This is a genomic window from Sphaerisporangium rufum (assembly GCF_016863395.1).
Taxonomy (GTDB): Bacteria; Actinomycetota; Actinomycetes; order Streptosporangiales; family Streptosporangiaceae; genus Sphaerisporangium; species Sphaerisporangium rufum.
Genome location: NZ_BOOU01000074.1, coordinates 43271 through 61174 on the forward strand (window position 1 = coordinate 43271; position 17904 = coordinate 61174).

The window sequence follows — 17904 nt, forward strand, 5'->3', positions numbered from 1 at the left end:
GGTGTCAGTCCGGGAAGCCCATCGTCGACCGCCGCTCGGCCTCCCGGTAGTTCTCGCCCGCCTTCCGCAGCGCCGGGCCGTGGCGCTCCTTCAGCAACGCCTCCAGGAACGCCAGCGCCGACTCGATGGCCGCCAGCCGCGGCCCGTGCTGCTCGCGGTACGCGCGCCCGTACTCGTCGTCGCCCACCGCCACCCGCACCCGCGCGGCCACGTCGGCGAACCGCTCCCGCGCCGCGCCCGCCGACCGGCCGAGCTCCTCCACCTCGCGTTCGAGCACCCGCAGGTGCTCCACCTCCACCACCAGGCGTTCGTCGGACGTCATCCCGGCCCCCGTGCCCTTCGACCAAGCCGATCTCCCATGCCAGCCTACTCATCCAGGCGCCGGCCTCGTCATCCCGCGAGGCGGAACAGCCTGATCACGTCCTCGGGCCGGATCCGTTCACCGGAGTCCGAGTCGGGGTGACGTCCTCGCGCGATCTCCTCGGCCGCCTGGCCGGAGAACGCGAGCCGCGCCCCGGACTCCGGCTGCTCGACCGTGATGCGCATCCCGCCCTCGCGCCGCCCGCCGAACAGGGCGGAGGACGGCGTCGCCGGCTCGGCGGAAACCTGGTAACCATGCCCCGCGAACGGGATCCGGTACCGGCGGCCGGCCTGGAGCGCGCCGAGCTCGTACAGCCGGGCGAGCGCGCGCAGTGGCGCCGCGACCGCCTGATCACCGAGGCCGGGCCCGGGTCCGTCCCCTGCCCCGACACCGAGATCCTCCGGACGGACATCGCCGAAGATGATCGCGTCGCGTACCGGATCGAGGTATCCGGGCCCACGCAACGTATAGGACATCCAGGATGTGGCCATCCTGAGCCCGTGATGCGCGGCGCCACCCTCCTCCAGCACCGGAATGGTCCGCACGACCCGCGAGTGCGCGACCAGGTCGTCCGCGGGCGCCGGCGGCGCGGGGGCATAGACTGCCACCGGCTTTCCTTCGGCGAGGTGAACGAACACCGGCCGCCCTCCCCCCTCGTGCCGCCACAGCTCGGATCTGCGCAGGCCGGCGCCGTGTGGATCCGCGCGGACGAAGCCCGCCGCCCTCATCCGCGACGACTCGATGGTCCCGCTCATCAGAGCGGACCCGATCCCGCCCGGACCGTCCGGCGAAGCGATCGGTCCCAGCCGGTACAGGAACGACCGGGCGACCCGCCTGCCGCCGGTCCCCTGCTCCGCCACGTCCAGCTGGATGGCATGGTCGTCCCGGTGACGCGTCATGCGGAACCCGACGATCTCCTCGTCCGGTTGTCGCAGCGGGGCGTACAGCCGTGGCGGATGGCCGGTGTCGACCAGGACGTCGCCCATCCTGGTCATCGGCCCGCCGAACCGTTCGTCGGCGGAGTCCAGCAGGCGCGGGTCGATATCGGTGACCTCGCCGATGATCCGGGTGGCGGCGGCGGTGGTCTCGGCGGACGGCGGCGCGCCAAGGTACCGCGCGGCGCGCTGGTGCAGGGCCGCGTCCCCTCGTGGCGATCCGTGCTCCGGCGCACCACCGGTCAGCGAGACCAGGCGGGCCAGCCGGTCGACCATCGCCGCCGTCGGCCCGCCGCCATCGGGCAGACCGAGCACCTGCGCCGTCCGCTCGCGGAACCGGGTGGCATCCGGAGCGGTGCCGCCCAGGCCCATGTCCCACATCTCGCCGAGGTCACGCAGCCGGGAAAGGTATCCCCCCCGGTAAGTGTGGTTGCGCCGGGTTTCGTAGATCTGGCTGGCGGCCTCGATCAGTTTCTCGGTGTATCGCAGGTGCTCGACGGTCAACTTCTCCCTGGGCACCGCGGGGAACAGGCGGTCCAGGTGGTCGACCAGCATGATCCGGTCGAGCAGTGTCCCCGTCGCCGGCTTGAGATCCGCCATGAGGGAGTCGATCAACGCTGGGACCTGAAGAGCCTCCCGACTGTGATCGATCCGCCAGGGGGTCGGCTCGATGGCGGCGGCCGCCGGGTAGGGCACCCGGTGCTCCTCATCGCCGATCCCCGACGTCCGGGCGCGTGCGGCGAGGTCTTCGATGTGGCGATCCCGCAACGAGGCCACCGGCGGCACCTCGTTGCCGAGCGGGTCCTGGGTGCCTATCCGTCCGAAGGACTGCCTGGTGACTCCCATCAGCGTGGCGTCGGCCCGGACACCGGGGGCGGTGAGGGATCCGCGACCCCGGATACCCGCCTCGGCGTATTCGTCCGGCAGCCACAGATGGTGGGCGATCTCGTGGGCGTAGACGCTCAGCGGCATGTCCGCGTACCAGAGGTCCATGTGCGCGCGCTCGCCTGCACCGTTGCCCCTGCCCGGGCTGACCTCGACCAGGGGCTTCAGCCTCGCCTGCACCGCCTCGACCCGGACGTGCAGCTGGGAGCCGTCCGGGAGCCGGTGCTGGAAGTTGAAATAGCGGTCCACCGCCTGCCGGGCCTTCTCCAGCACACCGATGTCCGACAGGCGTAGCCGCACCTTGAACTCGGTGACCGGGCGCACCGACCCATCGGCCCCCTGGAGGTCGAACCGCCGGACGGAGATCTCAGAGCTTCCCGTCCGCGTGTCGATCCGGTGCCACGGTGCCACGTCCTTCGGCAGCCCGGCCCACTCACTGGGATAGGCGGGTCTCTCCTCTGCCTCGATCACATGGGCATGGCGCCCGCGTAGCACGGCGGTCTGATCGTCGTCGAGAATCCATCTCACCGGCACCCGGCCGTCGATCTCACGCGTCGGGGCCGGCGCGGCACCGTCCGGCCGGGCGGCGATCCCGCCGACGTCCCCCCGAGGCCGGTTCGGGGCGCCGGGACCGTCCGGCGTCCCGGCCACGCCGGTGAAGATCTTCTTGATGCGTCCCAGCCATGATGGCGGGACGTCGCCGGCCGGGCGCCCGTGGGCACGCTCCGAGCTCGCCGCCGCGCCGTCCCAGTGGTGATCACCCGGTGGAGCGGGAGCCATGGAAGCCGGTGAGGGCGCCGCCTCACCTCCACCCGGCACCGGGCGGCCCCCGTTGATCAGCTCGTCGATCCGGTGTCCCGCGCCGGTGGCCGGATCCGTCGCGGTGCGGTGCGGTGCGGGTGCGCCGGACAGGCCGGCGGGTACCGTCCCCGCCAGCACCGGATCGGCCAGGTGCGGCGCCGGCCCGGATGCCCGGCCCTGCGCCCCGGCGGCATCCGCCCATGTCAGGCCGGCGCCGTGCCCCGACGGCGCGGGCTCCCCGTTCAGGGGCGGCGGCCGGCCCGCGGTGGACGCCTGTGCGGCGTCCGCACCGGTCAGGGCGGCCGGATGCGTGCCCGGGCCGGCCGCCGGGCGGCGGCTTTCCGGCGGCGCGCCGGATCCGTCCTCGGGGAGGTGCGGCCGGGCGGGCGGTGAACCGGCAGCCGGCGGCCGGCCGTCCGAGACCGGCCCGTGCTGATCCGGCGGCGCGTGCTGCACCGCCGGCGCCGGGGTGTCCCCGGAGCCGGACCTTGCCGGTGGCTCGGCCTCGGGTACGGCGGAATCGCGAGGTGCCGCGGCCGGGCGGCCGGACGGTTCGGTTCCGGCGGTCCGCGCGGCGGCCGGCCCACCATTCCGGCCCTGGTCCGGGTCTCCGGCTGCGGACGGCCGGGCCGGGCCGTCAGGTTCGCCGTGGCTTACCCCCACGACGGAGCCCACCCGCCCGGCAGGGTCGTCGCGCAGGACCGGACCTTCCCGCAGGACCGGACCTTCCCGCACGACCGGACCTTCCCGCACGACCGGACCTTCCCGCACGACCGGACCTTCGTATCCGGCGAGGGCGGAGGTACCGGGCGGGGTATCCGACCCTCCGGGCGGCCGCCCGGCGGACGGACCGGCCGGGTCCGCCCGCTGACCCAGGTCCGGAGCCTTGATCACCGGCGGCTTGTCGCCGTCGATGCCGTGCAATGGTGTCCCGCCGGCCAGGTCGGTGTTCTCGTGCCCGCCGACCGGGCCGATGCCGCCGATCACGCCGGAGGACAACGCCTGCAACAGGTGGGCCCTGTCCAGATCACCGCTCAACGCCAGCAACGGCACCGCCGCCGCCGCGTTCGACACCCCACCGATGACGGCCTGCCCCGCCACCCCCTGCGAGAACCCCGCCAGCCCCTGATGCGGCAGCCGCGCCGCCGCCCGCCCGAGACCGGCGAACAATGCCCCACCCGCCGCACCCGCCGCCGTCGACGTCCCGACCGACGCCCAATCGAATTCTCCCGGCCGGCGCAACCCCCACGGCGTCATCTGCGCCGCCTGCACCCCGAGATCCATCCCCCCCGACACCACACCGAACTTCACCATCGCCATCAGCACCTGCCGCCGCAACCGCTCCAGCGCCAACCGGGTCAACACGATCCGCGGCTGCACCATCGTCCAGCCCGCCGGATTCCATGCCAGCGCCACCAACGACACCGCCAGCGCGAACAACGACACCCATGTCATCCACCGCGTGTACTGCATCCGCACCGCATGCTCGCGCAGCGCCGCCGCCTCATCCGCCGCCGCCGCGGCGATCAACTCGACGAACTCCCCGACCGTCGGAGCAGCACCCCGCTCACCACCAAGCCCCTGCCACACCGCCGCGAACCGATCGCGAGCCGTCCCATCCCAGGCATCCGACTCCAGCAACCGGTCCACCCGGGCCGCACCATCGACCTGCAGCTCCGATACCGACCTCGAACACTCCGCCAGCTCGTCCGCACACCCGGCCAGCCCCTCCGGCTCCGCCTCCGGGTACACACCCCCCACCAGCCACGGCACGAGGGACCGCACGGGCTCCGGAAGATCATTGAGGTTCAACCCCGACACGCGTCACCCCCCCATCCGGCCGCCCGGCCCGCTGGAGGCCTCGCGCACCCCGGGAGCCGCCCCTGGCTCCCGGCTCCGAACCGGCCGAGGCCACCACAGGCCTCGGCCATCGGAGCACCGCCACCCGATCCACCCGGCCGACATCCCCGGGCTGGAGGCGGACGTGCCGCAAGCCCTGCCCACCCCGCATATCACGCCCAGAAGATCACCCTATTACGGCGAATACCGGATAGGGAGTGAAACTCGATCCAGCGGAGGACGCGGCCTGCTCAGCGCCCCGGCCATCCCGCCGGCGAATCCGAAAGCCCGCCGGCCGTCGCGCATGCGGACCTTCGCGGAACAGGGCAGCATGGCGGACGTGCCCGTCGACAACTCCGCCGCCCGCCCGGATCCCGAGCCGCCACATGTCGTTTACCGGTCCGGCGCCACTCACTCACCAGTGCATCCGCATGGGCGGTTCGAGCTGACCGTCACCTCCTCCGGGCAGGCGCGGCTACGGCACGACCGGGCCGGCCGGACCCGCGTGTGGTCGGCTCGGCTGGAAGCGGCCGTCTGGCCGCGGCTGATCGAGGCCCTGCGCGACGCGGTCTTCCCTGATCTGCCGACGGCCCCGCACGTACCCGGCGCCACCTTGCGCGAGCTGGAGGTGGTGGGCGTCGACCCCGAGGGCACGGCCGTGCTCGACTGGCAGGACCTCGGCGACCCGCAGGTGCGGGAGGTGTTCCGCATCCTGGACGCGCTGGTGCGCCAGTGCGGGGACGGCGGCGTGCGGGCGACCGTGGACGAGCTGCCCAGCGTCGTGCACGACGTTCGCCGGGACGGCGGCGAGGAGCCGGCGGCCGGCCCCGGCGCGGCCGCGTTCGGATCGGTCGCCGGTGCGCCGGTGCTGGCGCTGGCCGGCCCGGATCTGGATCTCACCCTGCTGGAGGTGCCGGACGGACGGGTGCGCGAGCGGCAGCCGCTGGAGCGGCCGGCCCACGCGGTGCTCCTCGGCCGCGCGGGCGAGCGGGATCTGCTGGCGCTGGCCGGCGAGGATCGGGTGATCCGAATGTGGGACGCCCGCACCGGGGCGGCCCTGGCCGCCCGGGAGGGGCACGACGGTTCGGTCCGTTCGGTGGCCGCCATCACCGCGCGCGGGTCGGCGCTCGCGTTCTCGGCCGGCGGCGACGGGGTCCTGGCCTGGGACCTCGGCTCGGGTGCGGATCTCGGCCGGCCGGCGGGGAAGACCGGCGCGGTCAATGCGCTGTGCGCGGGCCGGGCCGGTGAGACGAGCCTGCTCGTCGCCGGCTGCGAGGACGGCACGGTCCATGTCTGGGACATCGCCACCGGACGGCCGGTGCGGGCGGTGCGGGCGCACGGCGGCTGGGTGAACGCCGTGGCGATCCTGCCGTACGGGCGCGGAGCGCTGATCGCGTCCGGCGGCGCCGACGCGACGGTCCGGGTCTGGGACGCGACCACCGGCGCCGCCGTCGCCGAGTGCGCGGGACACCGCGACAGCGTCATGGCGGTCGCGCTCGCCCTGGTGGACGGCCGGCCGGTGGTGGCCGCGGCGGCATTCGACGGCACGGTGCGCGCCTTCGACGCCGCGTCCGGCCACCTGGAGCGCACCTGGCACGCCGGCGGTGCCCGGCCGGCCTGCGTCGCGGTGGCGGACATCGCCGGCCGGCCGGCGGTGGTGGCCGGCTGTGACGACGGGACGGTGCTGCTCTGGAACCTCGCCGGTTCCACGGCGCCCCGCGTGCTGGCGGCCGGTTCCGCTCCCTCGGTCGTCGCGGCGATGGCGGCCTGGACCGCCGGAGACCGGACCCTGGTGGCCGCCGGTCACAAGGATGGCACCCTGCGGTTGTGGGACGCCGCAACCGGCGTGCCGGCCTTCGCCGCGACCGGCCGGGACGGCGCGATCACCTCGGTGGCCTTCAGCATGGCCGGGGACGCCCTCACCCTCCTTTGCGGCACCGACGACGGCACGGTGGCGGTGCGGGAGATCACCGGCGGCCGGGTGACCGGCGTGCTCACCCCGCACACCGGCCCGGTCCATTCCCTGGCACTCGCCGGGCCCGCCGGCATCGTGGTCTCCGGTAGCGCCGACGGCACCGTGCGCACCTGGGATGCCGACACCGGACGGCCGCTGCTACGGCTGCTCGGGCATTCGGCCGGCGTCACCACGGTCGCGACCGGGCAGGTCGGCGGGCGGGCCGTGGTCGCCTCGGCGGGCTATGACCACGAGGTGCGCACCTGGGACGCGGTCACCGGGGCACCGCTGCTGGCCATGCCCGGCCAGCCCCTGCCGATCTACCGGCTGGCGTTCGGCTCCCTGCACGGGCGGCCGGTGCTCGCGTCCGGCGGCTATGACGGGCTGATCCGGGTCGTGGACGCCACCTCCGGTGAACAGCTCACCGCGCTGCCCGGCCATCACGGCTTCGTCACCGCGCTGCGCCTGGACCCGGGCCCGGACGGCACCACCACGCTGCTGGCCGGCTGCGACGACGGCACGGTGCACGCCTGGCGCCTGCCGGACGGCGAACTTATCGGGCAGGCGGCGGCGCCCGGCGTCCCGCTGGCCCTGTCCGCGCTCGCCGGCGGGACGGTCCACGTCGCCCACCCCGGCGGCCTCGCCGCCTGCCGCCTCGTCAGCCGATGAGAGCCACCGGGGCGGCCGATCAGGCGGAGACGGTGCGGCTCCAGGAATGTCCGAACGCGCGCCGGCCGGCCACCTTCAGCCGCCGGCCGGCGCGAGCCGGAACAGCCGGATGAGGTCCTCGGGAGGTACCCGGGCCGCCGTCGGCGGCTCTCCCCCGGGCTCCGGGTCGCCGTAGTGGCCGTAGCGCGCGATCTCCTCGGCGGTGCGGCTGGAGATGGTGAGCCGCTGCCCGGTGACCGGGTCCTCCACCGTGATGTGCGCGAAGTCGCGCAGCTCACCGTCGAAGGCGGACGGCAGCCTGAGCACCATCTCGGCGCTCACCAGGTAGCGGCGCCCGCCGAACGGTATCTCGTGCGTCCGGGACGCCTCCAGCGCGCCGATCTCGTACAGGCGGGCGAGCGCGCGGGCCGGAGCCGCCACGTCAGAGTGGGACAGTCCGGCCGCGCGGACGACCTCGTTGTCCCGGGCCAGCAGCTCGCGGTCCTCTGGCAGGAGCCGCCGGCCGGAGATCTCGTCCAGTGACCGGACCAGTCCGGTCTCGTTCACCCCGCCGACGACGAAGCCGGTGCGCTCGGTCCGCGGCCGGCCCGAGTCGACCCCGAGATCCTCGGGACGGATGTCATCGAAGATCAGTACGTCGTGGACCGGCTCGCCGATCGAGATCCGGGCGAGCGTATACGACATCCACGGCGTGGCCAGCCGCAGCCCGCTGACGCCTTTCGCCCAGGACCCGTCCCTCGAATCCATCACGGGCACCGCCCCGAGCGGGCGGGAGCCGGCCAGCAGGCCATCCGCCGAATCCCGGTATCTTTCCACGTAGAGTTCCGCCAGCCGGCCGTCGTGCACCTCGGCGATCACCTGCTGCCCTCCCTCATGGTGGCGCCACAGCTCGATCAGCGGTGCGTCCTGAGCCGTGGAGAACACGCCCACGAGCACGCGCGTGAACCCGGCCGCCGGCAGTTGCCGGAGCAGGGGCAGGTCGGCGGCAGCCAGCAACTCGGACTCGTTCATGCTGGGACTCAGCCGGCTCGGGTCGGCGCCGAGCGCGAAGTCGTCGGACATGTAGCGGTTCTTGTGGAGCAGCTGAAGGACGTGCCGACCGGCTCCGTCCGCCACCACCCGGATCGCCGCGGCGTCCGCCGCGTCCGGAATGAGCCGCTCGAACACCTTCGGCGGATGCCCCGCCTCGACCAGGTAGTCGTCCCCCATCCTCGTCATCGTCCGGCCCAGCGGCTCACCGCCGACCGCCAGCAGACCCGGGTCGGCGGCCGCGGCCTCGGCGATGATCCGCACGGCCGCCCTGGTGGTCTCGATGGACGGGGGCGCACCGAGATACTCGGCGGCGCGCCGGTGCAGCACCATGTCACCGCCGGGCACCGGCCCGGCCGCCGGCGTGCCGCGGCCCGAAGGCAGGCTCAGCAGGCGTGCCAGCGCGTCGATCTGCGCCGTCTCGGGAACCGCTCCCGGCGGCAGTCCGAGCACCTGCCCCGTCCTGAGGCGCAGTGTCTCCGCGTCAGGTGCGAGGCCCCCCGCGCTCATCCTCCACAGTTCGGCGAGCCGCCGCAGCCGGCGCAGCTCGCCATCATGGTAGAGATCCAGGCGCGGGCTGTCGTAGATCTCCCCGGCGGCCTGGAGAAGGCTTTCGGTGTACGCCAGGTGTCCGGGCTTGAGCCGCAGCCGGGGGACCTCGTCGAAAACCGCGGTCATCTGATCCAGAAGCAGGATGTGTTCGAGCGGCGAGCGGTCGCCGGCGGGGAACCGGATCCTCAGGTCGGCATATTGCCAGGGGGCGAAGTCACCTGACCGGGACGGTTGCCGCCAGTCCTTCGGCTCGATGGCGGGCCGGGTGGATTCATGTGGCGCGGGTCGCGGGCCGCTGCCGAGTCCGCCTTCCTCGGCGCGGGCGAAAAGGTCCTCGATGTGGCGATCGCGCAGCGAGACCAGCGCCGGAACCGGCCTGCCCAGCGGATCGCACAGGTAGCCCGATTGGAGCCACTGCCGGGTGCTTCCCATGAGCGAGTCGTCCGGCCTGACCCTCGTGGCGGTGAGCGACCCATGACCGTGCCGGCCCGCCTCGACGTACTCGTCGGGGAAACCCAGATGGTGCGCGATCTCGTGCGCGTAGACGCTCCGCGGCATGTCGACGAACCACAGGTTCGCGTTCGCCCGCTCGTCCGGGCGGTCCCCGCGGCCGGGCCGGACCTCGACGAGCGCGTCCGGCCGGCCGCTCCCGGCCGCCGCTTCGAGCCGGACGTGGAGCTGGGAACCGTCCGGCAGCCGGTGCTGGAAGTTGAAGTACCGGTCGACGGCCTCGCGGGCCCGCTCCATCACCCGCGGCGGGGGAAAGTCGTCGGCGAAGGTCACCGTCAGGGTGAATTCGGTGACCGAACGGATCACCCCGTCGTTGCCCCGGACGTCGAACCGGCGGACGGTGAGGTCGGAGCTGGCCATCATGGAGGGGACGTCGGACGACCGCACGGCCCAGTGCGGCAGGTCCGCCCAGGCCGAGGGGTAGACGGGCGTCTCGCGGGCCGTGATGACATTGGCGTAGCGCCCGCGCAGCCTGGCCGCCTGCTCGTCGTCGAGGATGCGGCGGACCGGCACCCGGCCGTCGGATCCGTCCGGCCGGGTGACCGCCGGCGCGGAGCCGTCGACGTCCCCCCGGTACGGGGACCGCTCGGCCGCCTCGGACCCCTCGCCGGGACCGGTGAACACCTTCTTCATCCAGCGGAGCACCGATGACGAGCCGGTGTCGCCGGCCGGCGCCGCCGGGACGTGGTATCCGCCGCGGTGATCCGCCTGCGTGGGCGTGGCCGGCGGCGCCGTGTCCGTCCCACCGGCCCATGGCGCGGGCGTGGTGGCCGGCTGGTTGATGAGCGCTTCGATGCGGTTGACCGCCGGGCCGGCATGATCGGCGCGGCCGGCGGGCCCGGGACCGGCCGCACGGCCCGCGGGCACGGCCGGCGGCCGGTCGCCGAGCCGGCTGCCCGCCTCTCCGGCATGGAGCGATGCCGGCTGTCCGGCATGCGGTGCCGGCTGCCCGGCATGGAGCGGTGGCGACTGCCCGGCGGATGGCACCGGCGTCTCCCGCACGAGGACCGGGGGCGGTCCGCCGCCGGCGACGGGATGGGTGGCCGGCCGCTCCGGCCGGACGCCCGGAGCGCCGCTGTCCGCGGGCGACGGCCCATGCCCCGGGTGACCGGCCGGGCTGGTGGCCGGCGTGACGTCGCCGGTCCGTCCGCCGGACCTGAGCGGCGGGACATCTGCGGACGTGCCCAGCCGGTCCGCGACCGGCGGGCCGGCGCCCGCCGGCGGCGTCTGCCGGGCGGCGGTGAACCGGTCCCCGGCACCGTCCGGCCGATCGCCCGTCAAGGAACGCGATGGTGTCGTATCGAAGGCGCCGGCCCCCGGGTCCCGGCCGGCCGGCCCGGCGTCCCGGGCCGCGGGCTGGTGGCTCTCGGAAGCCGGCTGGGCAGCGGATCGGGACGCGGAATCGGCTGCGGTCCGCTCGTCGTCACCGCTCTGGCTCCACCGACGCCCGCCGTCCTCGGCGACGTCCCCCGGTCGCCGGCCGGCGGCGGCGACTTCAGCACTCGGCCGGGCGGCGCTGGACCCGCCTCCCCCGTCCGGCCGTCCGACGTCCGGCCGGACCGACCGCGCCGTCGGCCCCTCGGCGATGCCGCCACCTGGCGGACCCGACCGCCCGAGGGCCGAGTCCGCACCGGCCGCCGGCCGACCGGCGCCGAGGACGGCCGGCCCGCCGGGTCCGGCCTGGCCCGGCGGGCTCGCTCCCTCCGGATGGAGATCTCCCAGGTCCGGTACCACCCGATGCAACGCATCCGGCGCGGCGGCGGCGAGATCGGTACTCCTATGCTCCCCCACCGGGCCGATGCCGCCGATCACTCCAGAGGACAACGCCTGGAGCAGGTGCGCGCCGTCCAGATCACCGCTCAGCGCCAGCAGCGGTACCGCCGCCGCCGCATTGGACACCCCGCCCAAGACCGCCTGCCCCGCCACCCCTTGCGACAGCGCGGCCAGCCCTTGCTGCGGTAGCCGCGCCGCGGCGTGGCCCAGCCCGGCGAACAGCGCGCCACCCGCCGCACCGGCCACCGTGGACGTCCCGATCGACGCCCAGTCGAACTCGCCGGGCCGGCGCAACCCCCATGGCGTCATCTGCGCCGCCTGAACTCCCAGGTCCATCGCACCTGAGACCGCACCGAACTTCACCATCGCGAGCAGCACCTGCCGCTGCAACTGCTGCAGCGACAACCGGGTCAGCATGATGCGCGGCTGCACCATCGTCCAGCCCGCCGGATTCCACATCAACGCCACCAGCGTGACCGCCAGCACGAGCAACGACGCCCACGTCATCCACCGCGTGTACTGCATGCGCACCGCATGCTCCCGCAGTGCCGCCGACTCCTCCGCCACGGCCGCCGCGATCAGCTGCACGAACTGCTCGATCGAGGGATTCGCGCCCTTCTCACCGCCAAGTCCCTGCCAGATGGCGGCGAACCGGGCGTGCGCCGCGCCCTGCCAGGCGTCCGACGCCAGCAGCCGGGCCACCGAGCTCACACCGTCGGCGTTGAGGGCGGTCACCGCAGTCGCGCACTCCACCAGCTCATCGGAGAGCGTGGCGAGCAGACTCGGCTCCGCCTCGGGATACACACCGCCCACCAGATACGGGACCAGCGACCGCACCGGCTCCGGAAGATCGTTGAGATTCAGGCCGGACAAGCGCCGCCACCTGCCCGGCCGGCCCGGCACACCCGCGCCAGGAGATGGCGGGATCGCCCGCCAGAGCGAACCGGCCGGATCATCGGCTCAGACCTGCCATGACGGCAGAGAAGTCGGGTGGAGGGGAGAGTGAGGGGAGTGAGGGGACGGTGAGGGCTTCCATGGTTCTTCCCCGGCGCAGATGTTCAATCAAGATCACTTTAGCCGGAAAGACTCACTACGGCGGACAAACCCCCCAGATTCGATTGGCCGAGTCCGGCCCTCGAATCTAGATCATCCCCGACATCGCCGGTCATGGAGTCGCCGGTGCGGGCTGATCACCTGGCCGTGACCCATCACACGGCTCGACAGGGTCCGATCTGGTCACTACAGGTGGCGCCTGGTGCCGGCGGCAGGAGGCAGTCGTTCCGATGCCCGGCCGGCAGCGGAACCACGCGGTGAACAGGCCGATCGCCGGCGCGGGACACCCGCCGGGGCCGATCACATCCACGCAGGTCCACGCGAACATGTAACGGGGGATTCCCCGATGGGTTCCGGGGATGGCCGGAATTCCGGGGTGGCCGGATGCTTGTTTCCGGCGCCTCCGCCATCGCGGACTTTCGCGGGAATGCGGGGCGGAGGCGTCCTTCCTGTCATGCTCCGGCGCCATACGCGGCTTATCTAAAACTGTCTCCCCCTCGCCGGGACCGCTAGCATGCTGTGGTTTCTGCTCTGGCGTCTCTACCCGCGAGGAGACCGGGCAAATGGGGGAGTTTGTCGGGATAAATCCGCACGCCGCGCGTAATCTGCTGGCGGCGATGGATGACACCGCCCAGCGGGCCGCCGCGCTGCGGTCCAACCTGTCCGCGTCCATCGCCGAGGCGGGCGCCGACTGGCCGGCCGGGCCGGGAGCCGAGGTGCTCGACCGCTGCCGCCGGTTCCTGCTGGAAGCGCACCGGGACCTGACCTGGCGGGTCCAGACGATCGAACGGACCGAGGACGCCGAGGTACGGGCCGGTGTCAAGGGTGCGGAGTTCCTCTTCCCCAGCGCCGAGTCCGCCCGCGCGGCGGGCACGGTCGCGGGCGGCCAGGTGAAGGCCGCCTGGCAGGCCTACCAGGCCGACCCGAGCCCGGAGACCTGGCAGGCGGTGCAGGCAGCGCTGGCCGGACGGCAGGGCAAGACCTCCGACACCGAGTACGCGGCCGGGCTGCTCGCCCAGCTCGGCGCGGGGGCCTTCGCCGGCATCATGCGCACCGAGAGCCGGCGCCACCAGAACAGCCGCAGCGGTTACAGCCCCGCCGACCTGGCCCGGGTACGCAAGGACCTCGGCCCGCTGGCCGACGCCCTCGGCGCCGCCGACAGCGCCGGAAAGGCACCGGCCGACCTGAAGAAACGTCTCCTCGACGATGTGCCGCTGGACGATCTGGCCGCCCTGCTGGCACTCGCCCCGCAGTCCAGCGGCTTCGTCGCCGCGGCGGGCACCCGGCTCGCCAAGGGCAGCAGCCACAAGAACCCGGCACCGAACTGGAACACCCACTGGCTGGTCCAGGCCCTCGGCAAGGACTTACACGCCACCCAGCAGTTCCTTGCCACCAAGGGCAACGCCGAACTCCTGCTCCGCCCGGAGGTGGTCAAGGGCACCGGCACCCCCGACTTCGAGCGCCACCTGGCCACCGCCTTGGACAAGGCCCTGGCCCCGGCCGCCGGCGACGACACCCTCCGCCGGGCCGCCTGGATCAACGTCATCAAAGTCTTCGGCGACCGGTCGGCCTGGCCCTCCCTCGCCCCCACCGTGGCCCGAGACCCGACCCGTCCCATGTCCACCGCCACGCCCTCCCCCATAGCCCAGGTCCTCACCAAACACATCCACCAATACTTCGCCGACCTGGCCCCGGTCTGGGCCATCAAAGAGGTGGATGAGAAGGGTCCGCCGCCTGGCCAAGGCTGGCGTGATCTCAACGTGGAGGAGGTCACCAATTTCTTTGGGGCCTTGCTCAGCAGCCCCGAGATGGCGGCAGCGTTGATTAAGGACTACGAAGGCTTCGTCAAAGGCCTGGACCTCGGCCGAGACCATCCTTTCGGTGATGGTCCTACCGCTCAGGATCGCACTGCAGAGCGAAACGCCTTCCATGCCAAAGCCACCATCGCCGCCAGCGTGGCGTCCTTGCTGATCAGCGGAACGCACCTAGCGGACCTTAACGCCGAAGCGATTCGCGATGCACAGATACAACTGATGTTTTTCCCTGTCGATATAGCGGTAGGCGCTTTCGGCGGCGGGATAGGAGGAGGGTTAGCCAGTGATGCGGCCATCGGAAAGATGGCAGATTTTGTCCTCAAGAATCCAGGACAGGATTTCCTCAAAGATCTTTGGGATGGCGCCTCACCGGAAGAGGCTACGCATCTGACCAACTCGCTTCTGGACCGCCAGATGGCCATAGTGGAAGCGTCGCGCCAACAGCACGGGCTGAGTCCCTTGCCGTCCAGTGATGTGGCATATCTGAGAACCATGTTCCGTGGGCTTCTGCTGCCTGTAGTCCTCGATTCTCTTAAAGAGAGAGGAGGGTGAGCTGGTGTTGACTGACGCGAACTCACGTCAATCACAGGAAAACTCATTACTAGCCGACCGTTTAGAAGAGCACGCTAGACAGCTGGCGACACTGCTTGACCCCGTCAGAACGGGCACGGGTTCCACCGGACCTATTTGGACCGGCCATGCCGCGCAACGCTTCACAGGAGGCCTGAAGACATATGAATCCGAGGTGAGTCGCTTGGCCGAGCAATGCAGAACGGCCGCACAGAATTTGCGTCGTTCCGCATAACAGCTGACATCAATCGACAAATAATGATCCCCAGCGGCGATTATTAACCCGGCGACAAGCAATCGGTTCTGCCAGCTATCTCGATATTGGGACTTCTCAATCGAACGGTAACAGTGAAGGTGATTCCAAGATTCTCTTTGCGGAGAACGGCAAAGCTGCGAGCAGCGGCATCACCGCTCGATGCCTTTTTGTCCGACTCGTAGCCCAGACCGCGGAATGCAGTACGAAGCGGCGGTCCGGCCAAATCCGCCAACTCCGCGACCGTGTACTTTTCACTCTTCCCGAAGTCACCCGTGACCCGGTAGATGCGATGCACTGTCCCCGCTGGACATCCGGTCGCATCGTCGCCCTGAGCGCCTGTTCGGTCGGCTATCCGCTGGTTAGCCATGTACTGAGTCGCAGCGACCTCTGCGCCGTCTCGGCGCATGGTTTCGGCTACTTGGTCTAGATCGGGACCATCACTGCACGAGGAGAGAAAGAGTAACGCCAGGATGCACACTCCGACACTTCGCATTCTGCCAATAGTACAGAACCTCCACATCCTTCGGCAGCACTACACTGGAGCTCCCTACAAGTAAGGATCACCCCGCATCAGTCGCCTGCACCTGCCATTGCAGCGCACAGGTCAGCGTTACTGAGTACCCACACCGATTCCCAGAGCCGCGAGTTTGCGATCGAGAGTATTGACATAGGTGTAGCCGGCCCACGGTTGAAGGTGGCCACGAGAGATTCGCAAGCTGTGCAGGAGGCGGGCCGAAGAGTGAGACGCTGATATTTGAGCCGCTTCTGTGAGCACAGCGGCGGCCTGCGGAATCTCCTTTTTCTGGACGAGTGCAGTAGCATACTGAATCAGAGCAAATGCGCGCGTCCTGCTATAACCACTGCCTCCGATGCCGTTGAGCTGGGCATTCACGGTGCTGATTGCGGCATCTGGCAGCCGCAATGCGTTCAGACAGAAGCCAGCGGCCGTTCCGCCGAGCGCACTGGACTCCGCAACCCAATAGAGATAAGAAGGGTCGGCGTCCGTTGGCTTCGCGACACTTCGAGCAGTTTCCAGTAGCCGCAGGCTGGCCGTTTGCTCCCCTTCAAGGGCTAGCGCCCACGCCTCCACAAACTGAGTGCGGGCACGCAATAGGCGGCTGGGGCTCCGCTTAGCCCAACCTTGGGCTGCATACGCGTGGTCCAGGGCTTTAGTGGATTCGCCACGAAAGCTGGCCATATCACTCAGCCAGTGATGAATGTATGCGAGCAGCGTTGCGTTACCACTCTCGAGTGCGGCTTCAAGAGCATCTTTGAATCGTAGCGTCGCCAACTCATATTCCGCTAGATCGTAGTGCAAATAGCCCGAGAGCTGTGAAAGCTCCGCATATACGGAGACCAATCGCTCACGCAAGGCTGGAGAGAGCGATTCGCGGTGCAGCAGCCGAGCAGCAAGCCGCCGCTTCGCGTCGACCACCGGAACGACACCCCTAGGTCCCAGATCATCATCGAGGCGACGGCACTGAGCCGTGAGTTTTTCTAGGACGGCGACAGCAGACTCGTCCAGTCTTCCCTCGGCGCGGGTTATGGCCGTCATGCGCGCGGTCTCGGCGGAGCTCAGATGGCGAAGCAGAGCAAGCGCGGGCAGGCCACCGAGGCTCAGCGCTAATTCGAGCAACAGGTCACGACGCTTCACATCGCCCTCCTCAGCGCCGAGCGCACTTAACAGATCAGCGCATTGCTCCGCCTGTACCCCTAGTGAAACATCAGGTACCCCGGGCAGCCATGCTGCCTTGCTCTCCATGTTTGCACAGACGATTTTCCCTGAAGAGACCCGGATGAACTTTCTGTCCAGATGGCGATAGTCAGCGAGATCGAGGGCCTGTCTATCCATGGAGATGTAGGTGCTGAACTCAGCGGGCGCGACGAGGCTGCGGGCGTGGGTCTGGTAGATGCGGGCGAGGGTGGTCAGGGCGCGGACCGGCGGGCGGCGGCCGCCGGGGCGAGGATGGATCTCGTAGTCGTAGAGCCGGGCCTCGCGGAGGGTGGCGGTGCCGGCCGGATCGAGGTCGTTGAAGGCGTTCACCACGTCGGCGACGGTCCGGCCGTGCGCGAAGCGGTAGAGGCGCAGCGGGCTCACATCGTGATCCAGCGCGTGCACCTCGGCGATCTGGTCATAGGTGAAGCCCTTGGCCCGCAGCACGTCACTGCGCCGCCGCGCCGCCAGCAGCACCCGATACCCCTCGCCGGTCATGTGGACCCCCTTCTGCGGGCCGGAGTCGAACCGACATGTGCCGACTCGAACGCCAGTTCTATCTAGTCGCTGATGGTACACGAATAGTCACGGAAAGTGAAAGCGGCGCCGATGGTGCTCAGTAGATACTTGGGGTCGGGCTCTCGGCGGGCGGGCGATATGGCAGGCAGTCGGTCACACCGGCCAGTTCGACGTTGGGCCGGGCCGCCTCCAGGGCGAGCGTGATGGTGATGCCTGGCGGGAACAGCCGGCGGAACACTCGAATGCTCCGGCCATGGTGCGTGAGTCCGGCGGCGTCGTCCTCCTGGTAGGCCCGGCCGATGAGCGCGAGGCCGTACATGAGGCGCGAATGGTCCACCATCGTGGCGGCGCCGGCGGGGTCGGTCGTCTGGAAGTCGCCGCTGGCCCGGAACGAGCGCCGCGCGGTGCCGGTGGGACAGCGGGACGGGTCGGTGCCGGCCGGTCCGGTCTCGTCGGTGATCCGCAGGTTCTCCCGGGGATCGAACGTCATCACACCGCGCCCGTCTTCGGCCAGGATGCGGGCCGCCTCTTCCAGAGTGTGCTCCCGGTCGCAGGCCGCGGCCGGGGTCAGGGCGAGCCATAGGGCCAGTGCCACCCACACGCGGCGGTGCAGGCGACCGCCGGCGACCCTACCGGCCCTCTGGTCGGCCCGGGATGATCCAACGGTCGC

7 protein-coding genes are annotated in these 17904 nt (G+C 71.1%); 2 read left to right on the top strand and 5 right to left on the bottom strand.

The features are described 5' to 3' along the window. Positions 1-4: 4 nt before the first annotated feature. Positions 5-322, bottom strand: coding sequence for a hypothetical protein (locus tag Sru01_RS27355; protein ID WP_203991351.1), 318 nt, complete (start codon positions 320-322; stop codon positions 5-7). A gap of 68 nt (positions 323-390) precedes the next feature. Further along, complete coding sequence (locus tag Sru01_RS27360; protein ID WP_203991354.1) at positions 391-4767, bottom strand: hypothetical protein; 4377 nt, start codon at positions 4765-4767, stop codon at positions 391-393. Positions 4768-5242: 475 nt separating this feature from the next. Here Sru01_RS27360 and Sru01_RS27365 point away from each other — a divergent pair, with 475 nt between their 5' ends. Further along, the gene (locus Sru01_RS27365) at positions 5243-7444 is read left to right on the top strand and encodes a WD40 repeat domain-containing protein (protein WP_203991357.1); all 2202 of its coding nucleotides are present in this window, start codon (positions 5243-5245) and stop codon (positions 7442-7444) included. Positions 7445-7519: 75 nt separating this feature from the next. On the opposite strand, the gene Sru01_RS27370 is transcribed toward Sru01_RS27365, so the two are convergent. After that, positions 7520-12181: a WXG100-like domain-containing protein gene (locus tag Sru01_RS27370; RefSeq protein WP_203991360.1), complete on the bottom strand. Its 4662-nt coding sequence runs from the start codon at positions 12179-12181 to the stop codon at positions 7520-7522. Positions 12182-12924: 743 nt separating this feature from the next. Between Sru01_RS27370 and Sru01_RS27375 the strand changes: the two genes are divergently transcribed. Beyond that, positions 12925-14727, top strand: coding sequence for a hypothetical protein (locus tag Sru01_RS27375; RefSeq protein ID WP_203991363.1), 1803 nt, complete (start codon positions 12925-12927; stop codon positions 14725-14727). Between the two features lie 884 nt (positions 14728-15611). Here Sru01_RS27375 and Sru01_RS27380 read toward each other — a convergent pair. Both Sru01_RS27380 and Sru01_RS27385 read right to left on the bottom strand, forming a co-directional pair. Continuing rightward, the gene (locus Sru01_RS27380; protein ID WP_203991366.1) at positions 15612-17213 is read right to left on the bottom strand and encodes an NsdA family TPR-like regulatory protein; all 1602 of its coding nucleotides are present in this window, start codon (positions 17211-17213) and stop codon (positions 15612-15614) included. 118 nt (positions 17214-17331) lie between these two features. Then, on the bottom strand, positions 17332-17829 hold the full coding sequence (locus tag Sru01_RS27385; protein ID WP_203991369.1) for a hypothetical protein: 498 nt from the start codon (positions 17827-17829) through the stop codon (positions 17332-17334). Positions 17830-17904 lie beyond the last annotated feature (75 nt).